At 71.3% G+C, this 20,822-nt stretch carries 18 protein-coding genes and 3 tRNA genes; 11 read left to right on the top strand and 10 right to left on the bottom strand.

The features are described from left to right. Positions 1-57 precede the first annotated feature (57 nt). Entirely contained in the window at positions 58-747 is a 690-nt protein-coding gene (locus tag AC067A_RS10970; protein WP_478617563.1) for a SanA/YdcF family protein, read from the bottom strand. Positions 748-818: 71 nt separating this feature from the next. Next, positions 819-1,541, bottom strand: a complete 723-nt coding sequence (locus tag AC067A_RS10965; RefSeq protein WP_478617561.1) for an aquaporin — start codon at positions 1,539-1,541, stop codon at positions 819-821. Between the two features lie 76 nt (positions 1,542-1,617). Here AC067A_RS10965 and AC067A_RS10960 point away from each other — a divergent pair, with 76 nt between their 5' ends. Continuing rightward, a complete protein-coding gene (locus AC067A_RS10960) occupies positions 1,618-2,076 on the top strand; it encodes an N-acetyltransferase family protein (protein ID WP_478617558.1) in 459 nt (152 codons plus the stop codon). A gap of 13 nt (positions 2,077-2,089) precedes the next feature. On the opposite strand, the gene AC067A_RS10955 is transcribed toward AC067A_RS10960, so the two are convergent. Next, on the bottom strand, positions 2,090-2,923 hold the full coding sequence (locus AC067A_RS10955; protein ID WP_478617555.1) for a class II glutamine amidotransferase: 834 nt from the start codon (positions 2,921-2,923) through the stop codon (positions 2,090-2,092). Positions 2,924-3,154: 231 nt separating this feature from the next. On the opposite strand from AC067A_RS10955, the gene AC067A_RS10950 reads away from it, so the two are divergent. From AC067A_RS10950 to AC067A_RS10930, 5 genes are all read left to right on the top strand, one after another. Beyond that, the gene (locus AC067A_RS10950; RefSeq protein WP_478617552.1) at positions 3,155-4,102 is read left to right on the top strand and encodes a sirohydrochlorin chelatase; all 948 of its coding nucleotides are present in this window, start codon (positions 3,155-3,157) and stop codon (positions 4,100-4,102) included. A gap of 35 nt (positions 4,103-4,137) precedes the next feature. After that, a complete protein-coding gene (locus AC067A_RS10945) occupies positions 4,138-5,457 on the top strand; it encodes a deoxyguanosinetriphosphate triphosphohydrolase (protein ID WP_478617549.1) in 1,320 nt (439 codons plus the stop codon). Positions 5,458-5,574: 117 nt separating this feature from the next. Next, the gene (locus AC067A_RS10940) at positions 5,575-6,834 is read left to right on the top strand and encodes an NAD(P)/FAD-dependent oxidoreductase (RefSeq protein WP_478617546.1); all 1,260 of its coding nucleotides are present in this window, start codon (positions 5,575-5,577) and stop codon (positions 6,832-6,834) included. Positions 6,835-6,863: 29 nt separating this feature from the next. Next, a complete protein-coding gene (gene dnaG / locus AC067A_RS10935) occupies positions 6,864-8,753 on the top strand; it encodes a DNA primase (protein ID WP_478617543.1) in 1,890 nt (629 codons plus the stop codon). A 53-nt stretch (positions 8,754-8,806) separates the two neighbouring features. Beyond that, the gene (locus AC067A_RS10930; RefSeq protein WP_478617541.1) at positions 8,807-9,871 is read left to right on the top strand and encodes an RNA polymerase sigma factor; all 1,065 of its coding nucleotides are present in this window, start codon (positions 8,807-8,809) and stop codon (positions 9,869-9,871) included. Between the two features lie 60 nt (positions 9,872-9,931). On the opposite strand, the gene AC067A_RS10925 is transcribed toward AC067A_RS10930, so the two are convergent. The 4 genes from AC067A_RS10925 to AC067A_RS10910 form a co-directional block, all read right to left on the bottom strand. After that, a complete protein-coding gene (locus tag AC067A_RS10925) occupies positions 9,932-11,872 on the bottom strand; it encodes an ABC transporter ATP-binding protein (RefSeq protein ID WP_478617538.1) in 1,941 nt (646 codons plus the stop codon). Then, positions 11,872-13,605 (bottom strand): ABC transporter ATP-binding protein, encoded by a 1,734-nt coding sequence (locus AC067A_RS10920; RefSeq protein ID WP_478617535.1) that lies wholly within the window; start codon positions 13,603-13,605, stop codon positions 11,872-11,874. The genes AC067A_RS10925 and AC067A_RS10920 overlap by 1 nt, the downstream gene beginning before the upstream one ends. A gap of 185 nt (positions 13,606-13,790) precedes the next feature. Then, positions 13,791-15,230 (bottom strand): FGGY family carbohydrate kinase, encoded by a 1,440-nt coding sequence (locus AC067A_RS10915; RefSeq protein WP_478617532.1) that lies wholly within the window; start codon positions 15,228-15,230, stop codon positions 13,791-13,793. 50 nt (positions 15,231-15,280) lie between these two features. After that, entirely contained in the window at positions 15,281-15,592 is a 312-nt protein-coding gene (locus AC067A_RS10910; RefSeq protein WP_478617530.1) for a YtxH domain-containing protein, read from the bottom strand. A gap of 134 nt (positions 15,593-15,726) precedes the next feature. Here AC067A_RS10910 and AC067A_RS10905 point away from each other — a divergent pair. The 3 genes from AC067A_RS10905 (at position 15,727) to AC067A_RS10895 (ending at position 16,116) form a co-directional block, all read left to right on the top strand. Further along, positions 15,727-15,799: transfer RNA gene (locus AC067A_RS10905), tRNA-Asn, on the top strand. Between the two features lie 5 nt (positions 15,800-15,804). After that, positions 15,805-15,880, top strand: a tRNA-Asn gene (locus AC067A_RS10900). Positions 15,881-16,042: 162 nt separating this feature from the next. After that, positions 16,043-16,116: transfer RNA gene (locus AC067A_RS10895), tRNA-Ile, on the top strand. A 114-nt stretch (positions 16,117-16,230) separates the two neighbouring features. Here AC067A_RS10895 and AC067A_RS10890 read toward each other — a convergent pair. Further along, a complete protein-coding gene (locus tag AC067A_RS10890; protein ID WP_478617528.1) occupies positions 16,231-17,865 on the bottom strand; it encodes a tyrosine-type recombinase/integrase in 1,635 nt (544 codons plus the stop codon). 165 nt (positions 17,866-18,030) lie between these two features. Between AC067A_RS10890 and AC067A_RS10885 the strand changes: the two genes are divergently transcribed. Together AC067A_RS10885 and AC067A_RS10880 are read left to right on the top strand one after the other, a co-directional pair. Beyond that, complete coding sequence (locus AC067A_RS10885) at positions 18,031-18,234, top strand: DNA-binding protein (RefSeq protein ID WP_478617525.1); 204 nt, start codon at positions 18,031-18,033, stop codon at positions 18,232-18,234. Between the two features lie 107 nt (positions 18,235-18,341). Then, the gene (locus AC067A_RS10880; protein ID WP_478617523.1) at positions 18,342-19,301 is read left to right on the top strand and encodes a recombinase family protein; all 960 of its coding nucleotides are present in this window, start codon (positions 18,342-18,344) and stop codon (positions 19,299-19,301) included. On the opposite strand, the gene AC067A_RS10875 is transcribed toward AC067A_RS10880, so the two are convergent. Next, the gene (locus tag AC067A_RS10875; RefSeq protein ID WP_471517267.1) at positions 19,290-20,063 is read right to left on the bottom strand and encodes a hypothetical protein; all 774 of its coding nucleotides are present in this window, start codon (positions 20,061-20,063) and stop codon (positions 19,290-19,292) included. The genes AC067A_RS10880 and AC067A_RS10875 overlap by 12 nt on opposite strands. A 6-nt stretch (positions 20,064-20,069) precedes the next feature. Continuing rightward, a complete protein-coding gene (locus tag AC067A_RS10870; RefSeq protein ID WP_478617519.1) occupies positions 20,070-20,597 on the bottom strand; it encodes a hypothetical protein in 528 nt (175 codons plus the stop codon). Positions 20,598-20,822: the final 225 nt, after the last annotated feature.

Raw genomic sequence — 20,822 nt, 5'->3', positions numbered from 1 at the left:
CCGGAGTGTTACGCGGGGCGGCGCCGCGTATTACGGGCGCGGTGCTCTCCGCTCAGCTCACGGCAGGTCGCGAGGTGAGGAGAGGGCCTCGGCGACCCCGTCCTCCCTCGGCCCGAGGAAGTGCGGGTCGGGCCGCAGTCCGGCGTCCAGGGCGGCCTTGCCCGCCGCGAACAGCTCCCGGGTGGTGCCGTAGTACCAGGTGCGGTCGTGGGGCTCGGCGACCCCCACGCCGTACGCGTCCACGCCCGCCCGGCCGCACAGCGCGACGGCCCGCTTGACGTGGAAGTCCTGGGTGACGAGGACGGCCCGGTCGACGCCGAACACCTTCCGGGCCCGGACGCAGGAGTCCCAGGTGTCGAAGCCCGCGTAGTCGCTGACGATCCGGCCGTCCGGCACCCCGCGCGCGGTGAGGTAGGTCCGCATGGCGCTCGGCTCGTCGTACGCGGTCCTGCTGTTGTCGCCGGTGACCAGCAGGACCCGCACCTTGCCCGTGCGGTACAGCTCGGCCGCCGTGTCCAGCCGGTGCGCGAGGTACGGCGTCGGGCGCCCCTTCCACAGGCCCGCGCCGAAGACGACGGCGACGTCCCGGGCGGGCACGTCCCCGGTGGTACGGAGCTTCCCGGCGGCCGCCGTGTGCATCCAGGTGACGGGGGCCAGCGCGAGGACGGCGCCCAGCATCACGGCCTGGACGGTACGGCGGCGGGCCCGGGTGGTGCGGGGGACCAGCCGCGAGAGCCGAGCCGGCATGCGGGAACCTCCGGGGTGCGGGAGTCGGGCGGCGCCGTCGGCCCGGTGGTGCGGGGGACGGTGCCGGTCTGTCACCCCGTCCGACGCGCCCCGGCGGCGTTCGGTTCACCGGACGCCCGGTGTGTTCCGTACAACACACCGGCCAGGAGCAGGCCGATCAGCATCCCGGTCAGCTGGGCGGCCGCGAACGCCGGCACCGACGCGGGGGCGATGCCGGTGAACGAGTCGGAGAACGCGCGGCCGAGCGTGGCCGCCGGGTTGGCGAAGGAACCGGAGGAGGTGAACCAGATCGCCGCGCCGATGTAGCCCGCGACGGCGACCGGCGCGAGGCCCGGCCGCCCGATGTGCCGCAGGCCCTGCACGACGAGGACCAGACCCGCGGTGGCGACGGCCTCCCCGAGCAGCAGGTGCAGCGCCGAACGCGGCTCGGTCGCCCAGCCGCCGGGCGCCCGCCCGAACATGGCCTCGGCGAGCAGCGCGCCCGCCACGGCCCCGGCGAGCTGCGCGGCGATGTAGACGAGGGCCTCCCGGCCGCCGCGCTCCGGCCGCAGCGACCACCACTCCGAGAGCGTCACGACGGGGTTGAAGTGCGCCCCGGACAGCGGTCCGATCAGCGCGATCAGCAGCCCGAGGCCGACCGCGGACGCGGCGGCGTTGGCGAGCAGCCGGACGCCGATGTCCTGGCTGAGGGAGTCGGCGCGGAGGCCGGAGCCGACGACGACGGCGACGAGGGCGGCGGTCCCGATGAACTCGGCGGCGGCGCGCCGGGGAAGCGCGGGCGGGGACATTCTCATAACGGAAAAGATATTCCGTGATCCGGAACGAAAAAAGAGGGGGAGGAAAACGCGGGCGGGCCGTACGATCCGGCCCATGAAGATCGACGACTGTCGCCTCCGCCGAGCGGTCGACTCCGACGCCCCCGCGGTGGCCGAGGTCTGGCTGCGCTCGTACACGGCGGCGCTTCCGGACGTGCGCCGAGCGCACACGGACGACGAGGTCCGCCACTGGTTCCGGGAGTGGGTCGTACCCGGCCTCGAGACCTGGGTGGCGACGGTCGACGACACGGTCGTCGCCATGATGGTCCTGGACGGCGACGACCTCGACCAGCTCTACGTCGATCCCCCCTGGCGCGGCCGGGGCATCGGCGACCGCCTCGTCGACCTGGCCAAGGAGCGCCGCACCACCGGCCTGTCGCTGTGGACGTTCCAGGTCAACGGCCCGGCGCGGCGCTTCTACGAACGGCACGGCTTCGTCGCCGCCGAGCACACGGACGGCGCGGGCAACGAGGAGCGCGAGCCGGACGTCCGCTACGTCTGGAGTCCGGCATGACCACCACCCGGCGTCACGCCGCCGCGGGGACGAACCGGTGGAGCTCGTCGGCGCCGGGCCGGACGACGCCGTAGCTGCTCTCCGGGACCTCGTTCCAGGCCCCCGGCAGGTCGCCGAGGGGCTCGGACACGACGAGACGGGTCTCGTCGGAGACCTCCCGCAGGAAGGCGACGTCGGGATGCAGCCTGCGCAGGGTCTCCACCCGGCTGCTGTAGAACAGCGAGCGCGAGGTGTGCGCGCTGGAGTACCGGAAGGCCCAGAGGCTCTCGCCGTCGGTGAGGGCGAGCGTCATCTGGAGCGGGAACTCCACCCCGTGCTCACGGCCGACCCGTTCCACGACGCCCGCCATGCGCGCCACGGCGGCGGGCGGGTCCCGGTCCAGGCCGTAGGTGAGGGCCAGGTAGAACATCACCTCGGAGTCCGTCGTGCCCTCGATGTCGGCGTAGAGCGCGGGATCGACGAGCAGGGTGAGGTCACGGCGCACGAGGTGGAACCCGGCGATGGCGCCGTTGTGCATGAACATCCAGCGGCCGTGCCGGAACGGGTGGCAGTTCGACTGCTGCACGGCCGTCCCGGTCGACGCCCGGATGTGGGCGAAGAACAGCGGGGACCGGACGTGATCCGCCAGCTCCCGCAGATTGCGGTTGTTCCAGGCGGGGCCGACGTCCCTCAGCAGCGCCGGCGTGTCGTCGTGCTCCGAGTACCAGCCGACGCCGAACCCGTCGCCGTTGGTGGTCTCCACGCCGAGCTTGGAGTGCAGGCTCTGGTCGATCAGGGAGTGGGCCGGTCTGTACAGGATGCTGTCGAGCAGCACCGGCGTTCCCGAATAAGCGAGCCATCGGCACATGCGCGATCACCTGACTCCCTGCCGGGTCCGCGGGCGCCGTCGTGCGCGCCGTCCGGCCCTCCCATTCTCGGCGCCCTCCCCACGGGGCGCCACATCGGCGCCCACGGGACGACCGGCCCGGCGGTCACGCGGACGGCCTGGCAGACGGGGCCAGGGGCGCGTGAGGAGGGCGGCGAGGACACGTCACGCGCCGGAAACGGCGAGGCAACGCACCCCCGCCAGGATCGGCGCATGACGGAACCAGACAGCACGCTCGCCGGCACCGCGGAGCTGCTCGCGAGGATCGCCGGACAGCTCGGGGCCCGACTGGCCCAGGTGCGTCCGTACGACCGTCGGCAGCGGAAGCACGACGAGGAGGTATGCCCACCGATGAACGTTCCCGCCCTCGCCCGGCAGATCCGCGCCACCCCCGCCCCGGCCGCGCCCGCTCCGCCCGCCCCCGTCCTCGTCGCCGTGGGCCACGGCAGCCGTGACCCCCGGGCCCGGGCCACCCTGGCCCGTCTCCTCGACCGGGTCCGCGAGCTGCGCCCGGGGCTCGACGTGCGCCTCGCCCACATCGAGCTGAACGCCCCGCTGCTCGACGACACGCTCGCCGAGGTCGCGGCCGACGGCCGGGACGCCGTACTCGTCCCCCTGCTCCTCGCCCCCGGGCACCACGTCACGCACGACCTGCCGGCGGCCGTCGCCGCCGCGCCCGCGCTCCGCGCGCGGGTCGCCGGACCCCTCGGCGCGCACCCACTGCTCGTCGAGGCGCTCGCCGGCCGGCTCGCCGAGGCGGGCTGGACACCGCAGGACGGGACCGCGCGCGACACCGGCGTCGTCCTCGCCTCCGCCGGCTCCCGCGACCCCCGGTCCGGGGCCGAGACGCGCCGGATCGCCGCCCTGCTCGGCGAGCGCCTCGGGGGCGTCCCCGTCATCCCCGCGTACGCGTCCGCCGCCGCGCCCACCGTCCCCGAGGCCGTCCGGGCGCTGACCGCCCGGGGCCGGCACCGGGTCGCCGTCGCCTCCTGCTTCACCGCACCCGGCCTCTTCGCCACCCGGGCCGCCGCCCACGCCCCGTGGATCGCCGCCGACCCGCTCGGCGCCCACCCGGCCCTCGCCCGCCTCGTCCTGCACCGCTACGACCGCGCCCGCGCGGCCCGCACCGCCACCCCCGCGCGGGAACTCGCCGCCATCTGAGGTCTTCTGTCGGTCCCTCCGGTTACCGTCGAGACATGGAAGGCATCGAGGACACCAAGGACAGCGCAGACCTCACGGACACCCCCGGCTACGACTCCGCCGCGACCGACCGCTGGGCCGCGGAGCCCGACAAACGCCCCGGCCGCACCGCCTTCCAGCGCGACCGCGCCCGCGTGCTGCACTCCGCCGCGCTGCGCAGGCTCGCGGGCAAGACGCAGGTCGTCACGCCCGGCACCCGGACCCACGCCTGGGACGCCAGCCCCCGCACCCGGCTCACCCACTCCCTGGAGTGCGCGCAGGTCGGCCGCGAGCTGGGCGCCGCCCTCGGCTGCGATCCCGACCTCGTCGAGGCCGCCTGCCTCTCGCACGACATGGGGCACCCGCCGTTCGGGCACAACGGCGAGCAGGCGCTCAACGACGTCGCCAAGGACTGCGGCGGCTTCGAGGGGAACGCCCAGTCGCTCCGGCTCCTCACCCGCATCGAGCCCAAGCGCTTCGTGAAGGACGCCGACGGCGACCTCGTCAGCGTCGGGCTCAACCTCACCCGGGCCACGCTCGACGCCGCCACCAAGTACCCCTGGGCGCGCGGCGGCCACCCCGAGGACCCCGGCTCGCCCAAGTTCGGCGTGTACGAGGACGACCTGCCCGTCTTCGAGTGGATCCGGCAGGGCGCCCCCGCCCACCGCAAGTGCTTCGAGGCCCAGGTCATGGACTGGTCCGACGACGTGGCCTACTCGGTCCACGACTTCGAGGACGGTCTGCACGCCGGGCACATCGACCCCAACCTGCTGCTCGCCGAGCCCGAGCGCGCCGACGTCTTCGCGGTCGCCGTCGGCCGCTACGTACCGCAGGACACCGACCCGCAGGAGCTCGCCGAGGCCCTCGACCGGCTCGTCGCCCAGGAGTGGTGGCCGCACGGCTACGACGGCTCGGCCGTCGCCCAGGCCCGCCTCAAGGACGCCACCAGCCAGCTCATCGGCCGCTTCTGCCTCGCAGCCGAGGGCGCCACCCGGCAGGAGTGGGGTTCGGGCCGCCTCACCCGCTACGCCGCCGAGCTCGTCGTCCCCCGCGAGGCGCGCAACGAGTGCGCGGTCCTCAAGGCCGTCGCCGACCGGTACGTGATGCAGCGCGCCGAGCAGGAGGCCCTCCGTGCCGACCAGCGGATCGTCGTCGCCGAGCTCGCCGAGGCGCTCGTCACCCGCGCCCCCGACGGCCTCGAACCGCAGTTCCGGGCCGCGTTCGACGCGGCCCGCGACGACCGCGCCCGCAAGCGCGTCATCGTCGACCAGATCGCCGGTCTCACCGACGCCTCCGCCCGCGCCCTCCACGCCCACCTCCGCCCCCACCACGCGTAGGTCCTCTTCCCTCACCCCCCGCGGTGCGGGACGCTCGCATGCGCGCCCCGAGCCGGAACGGCCCGACGAACGCCCGGGGGCGTAGGTTGGAACCGGTCGCAAAGAGGAGGAAACGACGTGGTCGACGCAGATCAGACCTTTGTCATCGTCGGCGGGGGCCTGGCAGGGGCCAAGGCGGCGGAGACCCTGCGCGCCGAGGGGTTCAACGGCCGGGTGATCCTCATCGGCGACGAACGCGACCACCCCTACGAGCGTCCACCCCTGTCCAAGGGCTACCTCACGGGCGCCAAGGAGCGCGACGGCGTCTTCGTCCACGAGGCCGCCTGGTACGCGGCGAACGACATCGAACTGCACCTCGGGCAGTCCGTCACCGCCGTCGACCGCGAGGCCCGCACCGTGCGCCTCGGCGACGGCACCGTCATCCGCTACGACAAGCTGCTCCTCGCCACCGGCGCCGAGCCGCGCCGCCTCGACGTCCCCGGAACCGAGCTCGCCGGCGTCCACCACCTGCGCCGGCTCGCCCACGCCGACCGGCTCCGCCAGGTCCTCGCCGGCCTCGGCCGGGACAACGGCCACCTGGTGATCGCCGGCGGCGGCTGGATCGGCCTCGAGGTCGCCGCGGCCGCCCGCGGCTACGGCGCCGAGGTCACCGTCGTCGAGGCCGACCCCACCCCGCTCCACCGCGTCCTTGGCCCCGAGCTCGGCCAGCTCTTCGCCGACCTGCACGCCGACCACGGCGTCCGCTTCCACTTCGGCGCCCGGCTCACCGAGATCGTCGGCCAGGACGGCATGGTCCTCGCCGTCCGCACCGACGACGGCGAGGAGCACCCGGCGCACGCCGTCCTCGCCGCGATCGGCGCCGCACCCCGCACCGCCCTCGCCGAGAACTCCGGGCTCGCCCTCGTCGACCGCGCCGACGGCGGCGGGATCGCCGTCGACGAGTCCCTGCGCACCTCCGACCCCGACATCTACGCGGCCGGCGACGTGGCCGCCGCCCTCCACCCGCGCCTGCACACCCGGCTCCGCGTCGAGCACTGGGCCAACGCCCTCAACGGCGGACCCGCCGCCGCCCGCGCCATGCTCGGGCAGCACGTCACGTACGACCGCGTGCCCTACTTCTTCACCGACCAGTACGACCTGGGCATGGAGTACTCGGGCTGGGCGCCCCCCGGCTCGTACGACCAGGTCGTGGTCCGCGGCGACACCGGCAAGCGCGAGTTCATCGCCTTCTGGCTCAAGGAGGGACGGGTCCTCGCCGGCATGAACGTGAATGTGTGGGACGTCACAGAGCCGATCCAGGACCTCATCCGCGCCCGTACGACCGTGGATCCGGAGGCCCTCGCCGACCCCTCCGTACCCCTGGAGAGCCTGCTCTGACCACCCCCGCCCCCACGTAGACTTCACGCGTGGCAGGCAGGATCAACGATGACGACGTGAAGGCGGTACGGGACGCGGTCCCGATCGACGCCGTCGTGTCCGAGTACCTCCAGCTGCGCAACGCGGGCGGCGGAAACCTCAAGGGCCTGTGCCCCTTCCACGACGAGAAGTCGCCCTCCTTCCAGGTCAGCCCCAGCAAGGGACTCTTCCACTGCTTCGGCTGCCAGGAAGGCGGCGACACCATCGCCTTCGTGATGAAGATCGACCACCTCTCCTTCTCGGAGACGGTCGAGCGCCTCGCCGCGAAGGCGGGCATCACCCTGCGGTACGAGGAGGGCGGCTACAACCCGGGCCACCAGCGGGGCGAGCGCATCCGCCTGATCGAGGCGCACAAGGTCGCCGCCCAGTTCTACGCCGACCAACTCGGCTCGCCCGAGGCCGAGATCGGCCGGAAGTTCCTCGCCGAGCGGGGCTTCGACCAGGCCGCCGCCGAGCACTTCGGCGTCGGCTACTCCCCGGCCGGCTGGGACCACCTCACCCGCTTCCTGCGCGGCAAGGGCTTCTCCGACAAGGAACTCGTCCTCTCCGGCCTCTCCCAGGACGGCCGCCGCGGCCCCATCGACCGCTTCCGCGGCCGCCTCATGTGGCCGATCAGGGACGTCGGCGGCGAGGTCGTCGGCTTCGGCGCGCGCAAGCTCCGCGACGACGACAACGGCCCCAAGTACCTCAACACACCCGAGACGCCGATCTACAAGAAGTCCCAGGTGCTCTACGGCATCGACCTGGCCAAGAAGGACATCGCCAAGGTCAGCCGGGCCGTCGTCGTCGAGGGCTACACCGACGTCATGGCCTGCCACCTCGCCGGCGTCACCACCGCCATCGCCACCTGCGGCACCGCCTTCGGCGGCGACCACATCAAGATCCTCCGCCGCCTCCTGATGGACAACGGCTCGGCCCGCGTCATCTTCACCTTCGACGGCGACTCCGCCGGCCAGAAGGCCGCCCTGCGCGCCTTCGAGGACGACCAGAAGTTCGCCGCCGAGACGTACATCGCCATCGCCCCCGACGGCATGGACCCCTGCGAACTGCGGCTCGCCAAGGGCGACGCGGCCGTCGCCGAACTCGTCCAGCCCCGCACCCCGCTCTTCGAGTTCGCGCTCCGCCAGATCGTGAAGCGCTACGACCTGGAGACCCCCGCGGGGCGCGCCGCCGCCCTCGACGAGGCCGCCCCCGTCGTCGCCCGCATCAAGAACATCGGCGCCCAGCACGAGGTCGCCGTCCAGCTCGCCGGCATGCTCGGCATCCTCGACACCCAGTTCGTCGTCAAGCGGGTCGCCCAGCTCGCCCGCTGGGCCCGCGACCGCGGCGGCAAGGGCCCCGCGCAGCCCGCCCCGCAGCGCGGCTACGACACCCCCGCCCCGACGGCCGCCCCCTCCGGGCCCGCGCTCAACCTGCGCAGCCCCGCCCACCGCACCGAGCGCGAGCTCCTCAAGCTCGCCCTCCAGCGCCCCGAACTGGTCTCCCCGGCCTTCGACGCGTACGGCATCGACGAGTTCACCGCCCCGCCGTACGCCGCCGTCCGCCAGTGCATCCAGGACGCCGGGGGCGCCACCGGCGCCCCCTCCGACTACCTCGACGCCGTCCGCGAAGCCGCGCCCAACGACGGCGTCCGCTCCCTCGTCACCGAACTCGCCGTCGAGGTGATCTTCGCCAAGAACGTCGACGAGGCCTATGCCGGCGACCAGCTCGTCACCGTCCGGCTCCGCGCCGTCGACCGCCGCATCCGCGACGTCCAGGGCACCCTGGCCCGGCTCGGCGCGAACGGCGACCCGGAGCGGCTCGCGGCCGTCCAGAACGAGCTGTGGGTCCTCACCCAGTACGGGCAGTCCCTGCGGAACAACGGCGCCGCCGCACTCTGACCCTCGGTCACGGAACGGACTCAAAAAGTCACCGCACGCCCCTCGTGGCGGCGATGAGTCGTACCCCACACTGGGTGACGGTGTCGTTCCGCCCCTCCTGGAGGTCGCCCGCCGTGCAGACCGAGATCCAGACCACCGAGCCGGACGAGCAGGCCGAACTCCCCGAGGTCCCGGTCCAGCGGCGCCGGACCGACCTCGGCGGCAACGGTCCCTCCTCCGACCTCTTCCGCCAGTACCTCCGCGAGATCGGCCGCATCCCGCTGCTCACCGCCGAGGAGGAGGTCGAACTCGCCCGCCGTGTCGAGGCCGGCCTCTTCGCCGAGGAGAAGCTCGCCAACACCCCTGACCTGGAAACGCGGCTGGCGATCGACCTGGACCGGATCGTCGTCCTCGGCCGGATCGCCAAACGGAAGCTGATCGAGGCCAACCTGCGCCTCGTCGTCTCCGTCGCCAAGCGGTACGTGGGCCGCGGCCTCACCATGCTCGACCTCGTCCAGGAGGGGAACCTCGGCCTCATCAGGGCCGTGGAGAAGTTCGACTACGCGCGCGGCTACAAGTTCTCCACGTACGCCACCTGGTGGATCCGCCAGGCCATGTCCCGGGCCCTCGCCGACCAGGCCCGGACCATCCGCGTCCCCGTGCACGTCGTCGAACTCATCAACCGCGTCATCCGCGTCCAGCGCCGCATGCTCCAGGAGCGCGGCTACGAACCCACCGCCGAAGAGGTCGCCGCCCAGCTGGACCTGGCCCCCGAGCGGGTCGGCGAGGTCCTCCGCCTCGCCCAGGAGCCGGTGTCCCTGCACGCCCCCGTCGGCGAGGAGGACGACGTCGCCCTCGGCGACCTCATCGAGGACGGCGACGCCGCCTCGCCCGTCGAGTCCGCCGCCTTCCTGCTCCTCCGCCGCCACCTGGAGGACGTCCTCTCCACCCTCGGCGAACGCGAACGCAAGGTCGTCCAGCTCCGCTACGGCCTCGACGACGGCCGCCCCCGCACCCTGGAGGAGATAGGGCGCATCTTCGGCGTCACCCGCGAACGCATCCGCCAGATCGAGTCCAAGACCCTCACCAAACTGCGGGACCACGCCTACGCGGACCAGCTGCGCGGCTATCTGGACTAGGGCCTGCACCTCGACGGTCGGCCCGTGCCGCACGGCATGCGGCACGGGCCACCCGCCGGGTCAGTCGACCTCGGCGACCGCCTGCGCGAACTGCGCGGCGTACAACCGGGCGTAGGCCCCGCCGGACGCCAACAGCTCCTCGTGCGTGCCCTGTTCGACGATCGAGCCGTTCTCCATCACCAGGATCACGTCCGCGTCGCGGATCGTGGAGAGCCGGTGGGCGATGACGAAGCTCGTCCGGCCGTGGGCCAGGCGCGCCATCGCCTTCTGGATGAGGACCTCGGTGCGGGTGTCGACGGAGCTGGTGGCCTCGTCGAGGACGAGGATCACCGGGTCGGACAGGAACGCCCGGGCGATGGTGATCAGCTGCTTCTCGCCCGCGCTGACCCCGGCGCCGTCGTCGTCGATGACCGTGTCGTACCCGTCGGGCAGGGTGCGGACGAAGCGGTCGGCGTGCGCGGCCCGCGCGGCCTCCTCGATCTCCTCCCGGGTCACCTTCCGGGTGGCGCCGTACGCGATGTTCTCCGCGATGGTGCCGCCGAAGAGCCAGGTGTCCTGGAGGACCATGCCGATGTCGGTCCGCAGCTCCTCGCGGGGCATCGACGCGATGTCGACACCGTCGAGGGTGATGCGGCCGCCGGTCACCTCGTAGAACCGCATGAGCAGGTTGACCAGGGTCGTCTTGCCGGCGCCGGTCGGGCCGACGATCGCGACCGTCTGGCCTGGTTCCACGGTGAGCGACAGGCCCTCGATGAGCGGCTTGTCGGCCTCGTAGCGGAAGGCGACGTCCTCCAGCGCGACCCTGCCCTTGACGGCCGCCGGCTCGAGGTCGGCCGGCCGTTCGCTCCTCGGCGCGTCCGGCGCCTGCTCCTCGGCGTCGAGCAGCTCGAAGATCCGCTCGGCCGAGGCGACGCCCGACTGGACCAGGTTCGCCATCGACGCGACCTGGGTCAGCGGCATGGAGAACTGGCGCGAGTACTGGATGAACGCCTGCACGTCACCGATGGAGAGCGTGCCGCTCGCCACCTTCAGACCGCCGACGACGGCCACCAGGACGTAGTTGAGGTTGGAGATGAAGACCATCACCGGCTGCATCACGCCGCTGTTGAACTGGGCCTTGAACCCGGCCTCGTACAGCGCCTCGTTCTGCTCGCGGAAGTCCTTCGCGGACTCCTCCTGGCGCCCGAAGACCTTCACCAGGGCGTGCCCGGTGTACATCTCCTCCACGTGCGCGTTGAGCGCGCCCGTGGACTTCCACTGCTGGACGAAGTGCGGCTGCGAGCGCTTGCCGATCTTCGCCGCGACGAACACCGACACGGGCACCGTCACCAGCGCCACCAGGGCGAGCAGCGGCGAGATCCAGAACATCATGGCGAGCACGCCGACGATGGTGAGCAGCGAGTTGATCAGCTGGCCCATCGACTGCTGGAGCGTCTGCGAGATGTTGTCGATGTCGTTGGTCGCCCGGGACAGCACCTCGCCGCGCTTCGCCTTGTCGAAGTACGACAGGGGCAGTCGCGCGAGCTTCGTCTGGACGTCCTCCCGCATCCGGTAGACCGTCCGGTTGATCACCTTGATCGACATGCGGGTGGAGACCAGCATGAGCAGGCCCGCCGCCACGTACACCCCGAGGACCAGGAGCAGGACCTGGCCGACGGCGGTGAAGTCGATGCCCTGCCCCGGCGTGAAGTCGACCCCGGACAGCATGTCCGCCATGCCGGAGTCGCCGGAGGCGCGCAGCCGGTCGATCGCCTCCGCCTTCGTCCCGGTCTCGATCTGCCGCCCGACGACGCCGGCGAAGACGAGGTCGGTCGCCTTGCCGAGGATCTTCGGGCCGACCACCGAGGCCGCCACCGACAGCACGCCCGCGATCAGCATCACCCAGAGCGTGCCGCGCTCGGGTGCCAGCTGCCTCAGCAGCCGCTTGCCCGAGCCCTTGAAGTCCATCGACCGCTGGTCGGGGCCGCCTCCGGCCATCATGCGTCCACCAGGACCGGCCATCAGGCTGCCTCCGCCTCGGTCAGCTGGGAGAGCACGATCTCCCGGTACGTCTCGTTGTCCGCCATCAGCTCCTGGTGCCGTCCGGTGCCCACGACACGACCCGCGTCGAGGACGACGATCCGGTCGGCGTCCCGGATGGTGGAGACGCGCTGGGCGACGATCACCACGGTCGAGTCGGCGGTCTCCTCGCGCAGCGCGGCCCGGAGCAGGGCGTCCGTCTCGTAGTCGAGTGCCGAGAACGAGTCGTCGAAGAGGTAGATCTCGGGCCGCTGCACCAGCGTCCGCGCGATGGCGAGCCGCTGGCGCTGTCCGCCGGAGACGTTGGTGCCGCCCTGTGCGATCGGGGCGTTCAGACCGGCGTCGAGGCCGCGCACGAAGTCGGCGGCCTGGGCGACCTCCAGGGCGTGCCACAGCTCCTCGTCGCTCGCGTCGGGCTTCCCGTACCGCAGGTTGGTCGCGACGGTCCCCGAGAAGAGGTACGGCTTCTGCGGGACGAGTCCCACCGTCCTGGCCATCAGCTTCGGGTCGAGCTCGCGGACGTCGACGCCGTCGACGAGGACCTCGCCGCCGGTGGCGTCGAAGAGCCGGGGCACGAGTCCGAGGAGGGTCGACTTGCCGCTGCCGGTGGAGCCGATGACCGCGGTGGTCTCACCGGGCCGGGCCACGAGCTCCACGTCCGTCAGGACCGGCTCCTCCGCACCCGGATACCGGAAGTCCGCGCTCCGGACCTCCAGGTGTCCGCGGCGGTCCAGGGTCGTCACCGGCTCGGCCGGCGGCACGACGCTCGACTCGGTCGCGAGGACCTCCTCGATGCGCTCCGCGCACACCTCGGCCCGCGGCACCATCATGAACATGAAGGTGGCCATCATGACGGCCATCACGATCTGCATCAGATAGGCGAGGAAGGCGGTCAGCGCGCCGATCTCCATCCCGCCGCTGTCGATGCGGTGCGCGCCGAACCAGACCACGGCCACGCTGGAGACGTTCACGACGGTCATCACGACCGGGAACATCAGCGCCATCAGCCGGCCGGTCGCCATCGACACGTCCGTCAGCTCGGCGTTCGCCCCGCGGAACCGCTCCTCCTCGTACCCGTCCTTCACGAAGGCCCGGATCACCCGGTTGCCGGTGATCTGCTCGCGCAGCACCCGGTTCACCGTGTCGAGGCGCTCCTGCATGGTCCGGAAGAGCGGCCGCATCCGCCGCACGATCAGGGAGACGGAGACGGCGAGGACCGGCACCACCGCGAGCAGCACGCCCGAGAGGGGCACGTCCTGGCCGAGCGCCATCACGATGCCGCCGACGCACATGATCGGCGCGGAGACCATCAGGGTGAACGCCATCAGGACCAGCATCTGGACCTGCTGCACGTCATTGGTCGTACGGGTGATCAGCGAGGGCGCGCCGAACTGCCCGAGCTCCCGCGCGGAGAACGACTGGACGCGGTCGAAGACCGCGCCGCGGATGTCGCGGCCGACCGCGGACGCCGTCCTGGCGCCGTGGAACACGGCCCCGATGTTGCAGACGACCTGCACGACGGACACGCCTATCATCAGCGCGCCGAACCGCAGGATGTAGCCGGTGTCCCCGGTCACGACACCGTTGTCGATGATGTCGGCGTTCAGGGTCGGCAGGTAGAGGCTCGCGCACGTCTGGAGGAACTGGAGCAGGACGAGCAGCGCGATGGGTTTTCGGTAGGGCCGCAGATGGGTTCGGAGAAGTCTTATGAGCACGGCTCCACTATCGCCCGCGTCCCTGTGGCGTTACGACTCGGTTTCGCGCGTGTCCGGGGGTCCGCGGCGAACCCTGGCGAAGACTTTACGAACCGTGCCCCCGGCCGGGCCGGAGCCCGGGGGACGAACCGCCCCAACCCGGTGCCCGGGGACGAACGGCCCGGACCGGGCGCCGCTCCCGCCGGCTACCCGCCGAACGCTCCCGGGTGGATCTGCTCGCGGGTGGCCCCGTACTGCTGCCGCACCGCCTGGCCCGCCGACAGCTCGTCGCCCGGCTCCAGGATCTGCGCGGCCGCGCCCTGCCAGGCCGGGGGAGTGGACGGCGACAGGGTGCCGCGCGCCGCGCCGAGGGCCCAGGCGGCCTGACGGGCCGCGCCGAGCGCCGCGTAGTCCGCCGGCTGGGGGACGACGACCTGGGCGCCGAACAGCGCCGGTGCGAGCGCCTGTACGGCCGGCAGGGCGGCGGCGGCGCCGAGCAGGAAGATCCGCCGCACCTCGACGCCCCGCCCGCGCAGCACGTCCAGGGCGTCGCCGAGGGCGCAGAGCATCCCCTCGAACGCGGCCCGCGCCAGGTGCTCCGGCTTCATGGACTCGCGCCGCAGCCCGCTGAGCGTCCCCGCGGCGTGCGGCAGGCTCGGGGTCCGCTCGCCCTCCAGGTAGGGCAGCAGCACGAGCCCGGAGGCGCCCGGCGTCGACTTCAGGGCGAGCGCGGAGAGCTCTTCGAGGGATTCGGTGCCCAGCATCTCGGCGGTGCCGCGCAGCGCCCGCACCGCGTTGGAGGTGTGGACGACCGGCAGGTGCATGCCGGTGGCGTCGGCGAAGGAGGTGATCATGCCGTCCGGGTCGGCCAGGGCCTCGTGGTGAACGGCCATCACGGAGCCGGACGCGCCGAGCGAGACCACCGCGTCGCCGGGCCCCAGGCCGAGACCGAGGGCGGCGGCCATCGTCTCGCCCGTGCCCGCGGAGATCAGCAGGCCCTCGGGGGTGGTGCCGGCGGCCTCGGCCGGGCCGAGGACCTCGGGCAGTACGGCCTGGTGGCCGAGCGCCAGTTCCACCAGGTCGGGGCGGTAGGCGCCGGTGCGGGCGGACCAGTAGCCGGTGCCTGAGGCCGCGCCGCGGTCCGTGGTGCGGCGGGCGGGCCGGCCGAGGAGCTGCCAGACCAGCCAGTCGTGGGGCTGGAGGATCATCGCGATCCGGCGGGCGTGGTCGGGTTCGGTGCGGGCCAGCCAGCGCAGCTTGGCGACCGCCTGGCCGGGGCCGGGGACGCAGCCGACGGCCTCGGCCCACGCCTGGCGTCCGCCCAGCGACTCGACGAGGTCGGCGGCGGCGACCTGGGCGCGCTTGTCGTTGCGGACGAGCGCGGGCCGCACCAGGCCGCCCTGCGCGTCGAGGGGCACGAGGCCGTGCTGCTGCGCCGAGACGCCGATGGCCTCCACGCCCTCCAGGATCCCGCCGGTGGCGGCCTCCCCGAGGGAGAGCAGCCACGACTGCGGATCGACGTCGACGGCCTTCGGTTCGCCGGGGTGCGCGGCGTACCCCTGGCGCAGTACGGCACCCGTGTCCGTGTCACAGACGACGATGCGTGTGAACTCAGCAGAGCTGTCCAGTCCGGCGACTATCCCCATGACACATGATTCTGCCGCACGCGGGCGCGCTGCGGGCGTCCCGGAGGCGTTCAGGTGTTGCTGGTGCCCCAGTCGTCCTCCTCGACCTTGCCGTTGGCCCCGGCGCGCCCGCGCAGCGCGTGCACCCGGTCGGTCACGGCGGTGGGCAGCCGGTCGCCCACCTTGTCGCCCACGACGTGGGCCGCCTTGCCCGCGACCTGGCGTCCGGTCTGCGCGGCCGACTCGGCGGCGTTGCGCACGGCCGGGTTCTGGGCGAAGTCCTGCGCGGACTTCTTCATCTGCTCGTAGCGCTCGCGTCCGGCCCGTGTCCCGACCACGTAACCGAGGGCTAGTCCCACGACGAACGTCAGCTTGTACCGCACGGCTGGATCCTTCCCTGGAGGCCCTGGGGATACCGATTGGCGGAGCACCCCCCTGCTTGCGCTAATGTATGTCTCGCAGCGAGCGAGCGCCCTCCCGGTCAGCCGGACGGGGTCCGTTCGGTGCAACGCAGCAATCCCCTGTAGCTCAATTGGCAGAGCAGCCGGCTGTTAACCGGCAGGTTACTGGTTCGAGTCCAGTCGGGGGAGCGCGATCCCCTGTAGCTCAATTGGCAGAGCATTCGGCTGTTAACCGGAGGGTTACTGGTTCGAGTCCAGTCGGGGGAGCCACACGGAGAAGGACCCTTCGGGGTCCTTTTTCGCGTCTACGGGAACCGGGCGCGGTCCTGTGGGGTCTTCAAGGTCAGCAGAGCCGATCTTCCGGAGCAGGAGATCGTATGAGCGGCTATGCTGCGGCAGACGGCGCGCACACATGTACGCGCCTCACCGATCGGGGCGGTAGCTCAGCCGGTTAGAGCAGCGGACTCATAATCCGTCGGCCGTGGGTTCGAGTCCCACCCGCCCCACAGAGAAGAAACGTCGTGACCAGGCACTTAGCCGGTCAGGCGTGAGCACGAAGGGTCTTGGCGGCCCGTCCTAAGCAGGAAAGCACACCTGATTGGACAGAGATTGGACGCTGGTCACGCGACGCGCTCGAACCCCTCGTTCGGCGCATCGGTGAGCCCGTCCCGCGTCACCTGCGGCCCCTCGGCAGGGTCCAGAGCCGCGTGATCAGCGGCACGCTTCCCCGGACTGCGTGAGCTGTCGTTCGCGGAGGCCGGCGTCGAGCAAGGCTGCGGCCGGGGGACGACCGAGCTGGTGGTCTCGGCCTCGTTGTCCAGGAGCTGCGGGAGGACCGCCGTGTAGGTGTCGGACGTCACCTGGAACGACTTGTGGCCCAGTCGCACCTGGACGACCTTCATCTTCGCCCCGCCGAGCAAGGCCAGTGCCGCTGACAGGTGCCGGGTGTCGTGCAATCGGATCGGGGGCAGCCCGGAAAGCTCGACGAGCCGGTTGAACCGCCGGCTCATCCAGTCCGGGTGGAGCGGTGTGCCGTCCTCATGCACCCAGAAGCGGTCGCTCTCGACGTAGGCGTGGACATCACTCCATGCCTCGCGCTCCTTCCTGCGCGTCGTGTCGAACCCCACCCAGAGCTCGGCGGTATCGGCGTCGAGGGTGACGGTGCGGACGCTGTCCTGCTTCGGCGCTTCGTCGTACACCCGGTAGGCGACCTCGACGACCTGTGCCGAGATCCGGAAGTACTGCACCGGCGAGTACAGGCTGACCTCCGACAGGGGCAGCGCGCACATCTCCCCGCGGCGCGGTCCCCTGAAGATGAGCCCGTTCCACAGCCCAACGAACCGGTCGGCCGCGATGAAGGCCAGGAAGTCGGCCGTCTGCTCCGGAGTCCACACCATCACCGGGGACGGCTTCTGGCCCGTCCGCTTCCACTCGTCGACGCGTTCCGGCGTCCAGACCAGCGCCGTGGGCTTCTTCACCGGCGGAAGCTCCACCATCTTGGCCCAGTTGGTGGTGTAGTCGCCGCGCTTGATGACGTCCGACATGAAGGATTTCAAGGTCGCGAGGATGCGGTGCATCGTGTTGACCGAAGTAATCTTCCGCCGTCCCTTGCTGCCCTCGCGGAGCGCCGCGTTCGCCTCCAGGTACGCGCTGCGCCTGACGCGACGCTCCTCCGTCTTCCCGGAGGCCCTGACCCACGCCGTGTGTGCCGCGTCGCGCGCCTCCGTCAGCTCGACTATGCGTGCGTGGTGCAGAAGCCGCTCGGCGTTCTCCCGCTCGATGGCCGCGAACATCGCCTCGATGTGCCGGAGCTTGAGGTCGCGCCGCTTGACGTGCCCGAGGTGGGGCCTGAGGTACAGGCGGATGTGATCCTCATATCCGTGAGTCGTCGTGCGGGCGAGCCGCTTCTTGCGAGCGATCCACGCGTCCAGGTCCTCGGCCACGGTGGCGTCGCTGAGGATGTCGGTGCCCTTGACGGCCTCCCGGTAGAGCTCAGCCGCCTTCTTCATCGCCGCGTCCTTGGTGGCGAACCCGAACCTGCGGACACGGCGCCGGTCGCCGTTCTCGCCGGCCTCCAGCTCGAAGTAGAGGCTCCACTTCCCGTGCTTCTTCTCCTTGAGCTTGGGGCAGGTGGCACCGACGTTGCGCTGTTTCGGCTTGCCTGCCTCATCCAGGACCGGGGCGCCGTCCTCACCGATCACCGGCTCCTGGCAGACGCAGTAGCGCGCGTAGGAGGGGTTGAACTTCTCCGTCACTCTTGGGTCCTCGCTCCTTGTCCTTCTATGACGGTTCACGGTGAACCGTGAGGACATCTTGCCCCAACACTTCAGTGTTGGCGTATCCTTAAGTGACGTTGGCGTGGGGGAGAACGCGACAACGGGATGACAACGGAAAATGCTGCAGGTGCCAGGGCCAGTCAGATGACCCTGGACGAACTGCTCGCGCTGCCGCCCACGGTGAACGTCACCACGGCCGCACGGGCGCTCGGGATCGGAGTCCACAAGGCATACGCCCTGATCAAGGACGGGACCTTCCCTGTGCGAACGCTCCCGCTGGGGAGCACGGTGAAGGTTCCGACCGCTGCGTTGTGGAGCGTGTTGGGGGTGACGCCCCCGGCGCGCTGATGATCGCCCGTCGACCCGAGTAACTCTCCTAGGCCGCAGCCCCAGTACAGGGCTGTGGCCTAGGATCGGGCGGCTACACGCGTACGAGAAGAACGGACGACCATCGAATGCCTCGGCTCTACGGTTTTGACGACCAGTCGCGTCGTCGGCTTCGCGACGACGAGGTGGAACCGACTCGCCAGATGGTCAGCCGGGCTCTGGCCGGCGCTTCGAACGCTGACATCGCCGCTTGGGCCAACGGCGAGGGGTACCGGGGGACGCTCGGAGGGGAGTGGAAGGACGCCTCGATCGGTCGTCTCCTCCGCACTCCGGCCATCGCTGGGCTCCGCCGTGAGGAGGATGGCACGCTGGTGGACGCTGGCCACCCTGGCGCGATCACGCCCGAGGAGTTCCACGCCTTGGAGGAGCGCGAGAAGGCGAGGAAGACCGCCCCGCCGGACGATGTGCACGACTACCTCCTCAACGATGAGGCGAGTACGTGTGGCAACTGCACGCAGGCCCTCCAGGGGGCCCGTACGAACGCGGGGACCCCTGGGTACCGCTGCCGCCCGAAGGACAAGAACGGGCGCGGTGGGTGCGGAGAGGTTCGGATCGACGGCGAGCTGCTGGAGACCTACGTCGGCGAGTACGTAGTGGCCGAACTCCTCAAGCCCGGTATTCGTGAGCAGCTCCTCCGCGCGCAGGAGGCCGTCAAGGAGCAGGTCAAGCAGCTGACGGCTGACATCGCCGACCTTGAGGGGCGGCGGACGGAGGCGGCCACGCTCTACGGGAAGCGGCAGATCAGCAGCGAGGCCCTCGTCATCGCCGAGGGCGAGCTGACGAAGACCCTCAAGGAGACGCGAAAGCGGCTGCGGTATGCCGAGCAGATGGCGAACTTCAAGCTGGGCGGCGCCACCGATTTGGTGCGCTGGTGGAACAGTGCGCCGACGGCCTCCAAGAGGGCGATCACTCTGCTCCTTCTGGAGGCCGTCGTGGTGTACCCGGCGCGCGCGCGGGGTGTCCGCACGATCGAGCCTGGTCGTGTCGTGCTGCGCTGGCGGAAGCTGGGCGCCGCGTCACGCGGCTGAGGGGGTCACCTTCCGGGCGGCGATCCGCCGTCCGACCATCGACATCGTCAGGCCGGTGATGAGGGCGACCACCGCCAGGCCGGCCAGGACCGGGGAGACGATCTCCTCGGTTTCCAGCGGCCACGGATGGCCGAGGTAGCGCGTGACCAAGTAGGAGCCCTTGCTCAGCGCGTACGCGACACCCAGCATCGCTGCGACAGCCGACATGGTGAGCCCTCGCGCGGTCCAGAGGTGACCGCCTCGACGCATGGACAGGGCCATTCCCGAGCACAGGAAGACGATCTCGCCGCAGGTCACCGCGACGTAGGCCAGGTAGACCATGAGGTACACGGTGACGCCGGGCGCGGCGGCGTGCGCGGTGGTGAACTCGATGGTCTCGTCCGTGGTCGCGACGAACAGCGGGAGCATGGCGGCGAGCACGACGGCCGCGAAGGCGCACCGCGCGTAGAGGCTGGCCTTGAGGACTTCCCGGGTGTACGACCAGTCCACCATCATGAGCTGGAGGCTGCCGCACCACAGGACTGCGCAGACGTGGGCGCCGATCTTGGCCGCGTTGTTCATGCCGGTCGCGGACTCGACCGCAGACTCGACCGCCGGAACGGCGAGGAGAACCCCGAGGGTGCACACGCCGAACGCGACAGCTCGTGCGGCCCGTGCGATGCGGTAGTCGGCTCGGTCCCGCTGGCGCCAGGCTTCGCGGGCGGAGAGCACGGTGCCCGTCAAGCCGAAGAGGGTGCACAGGCCGAAGACTATGCCGTCCATGTTGTTCTAGGGTCCTTCCAGGTCGGAGGCGGCCCGTTGGGCTGCCTCGTCGAAACTGAGCCGGCGCCGCCTACCGGGCCGAGGGGCCTCGGGGACGGAGGGCAGGGCTTCGGGGATTTCCGGGACTGTGAGGTTGCTGTGGCCGTGCCGTGAGCGGATCTCACGGGCGGCCTCCAGCAGCTCATTGGCCCCTTCCGGCCCCAGGTCGTGAATCAGGCGTAGAGCTTCACGGACCTCTGGGTATTCCTCGTAGACCGTCAGAGAGGTCAAGCCGTTGTATCCGGGGAGCAGGAAACTTACCGGAGTCTCGAAAGCCCGTGCGAGTCCAAGGAGCTGAGACAGCTTCGGGTCCGTCTTCTCCCCAGTCAGCAGCTCGTTGACGACCTGGTGGGTCATGGCCGGCTTCCCGCCGACATCTTGGGTGGTCGCCGTGGCGATGGCGCGTGTGCTGGGCGTCTTCCCGGCCTGGTCGCGCTTCCTGCCGAGCAGCAAAGCCAGCTTGCTGGCGAGAGGTACGTGCGGGCCGAGCGGCATCTGGTCGTAACTCCTCTGAGTCTGTCAACTCCGGCCGGTGTGCGGCAGATGGAGGTGTTCAATGTCTTTGTTTGTTGACAATACCGGGCGCCCCGAAGCAAGATCTATAACGGGTGAGAAACGAACGCTTACCTAGCGTGCGGGCACCGCCCCCTGGGGAGTGGGTCGGGGTGGCGCCTTTCTTCGGGCCTAAGGTGTGCCGGGGTCTCTGCTGTGTGGGGATCT

This window comes from Streptomyces sp. NPDC043176 (assembly GCF_056436715.1).
The sequence above is the reverse complement of the archived record's forward strand: the minus strand, read 5'-3'. Positions and strand labels throughout refer to the sequence as shown.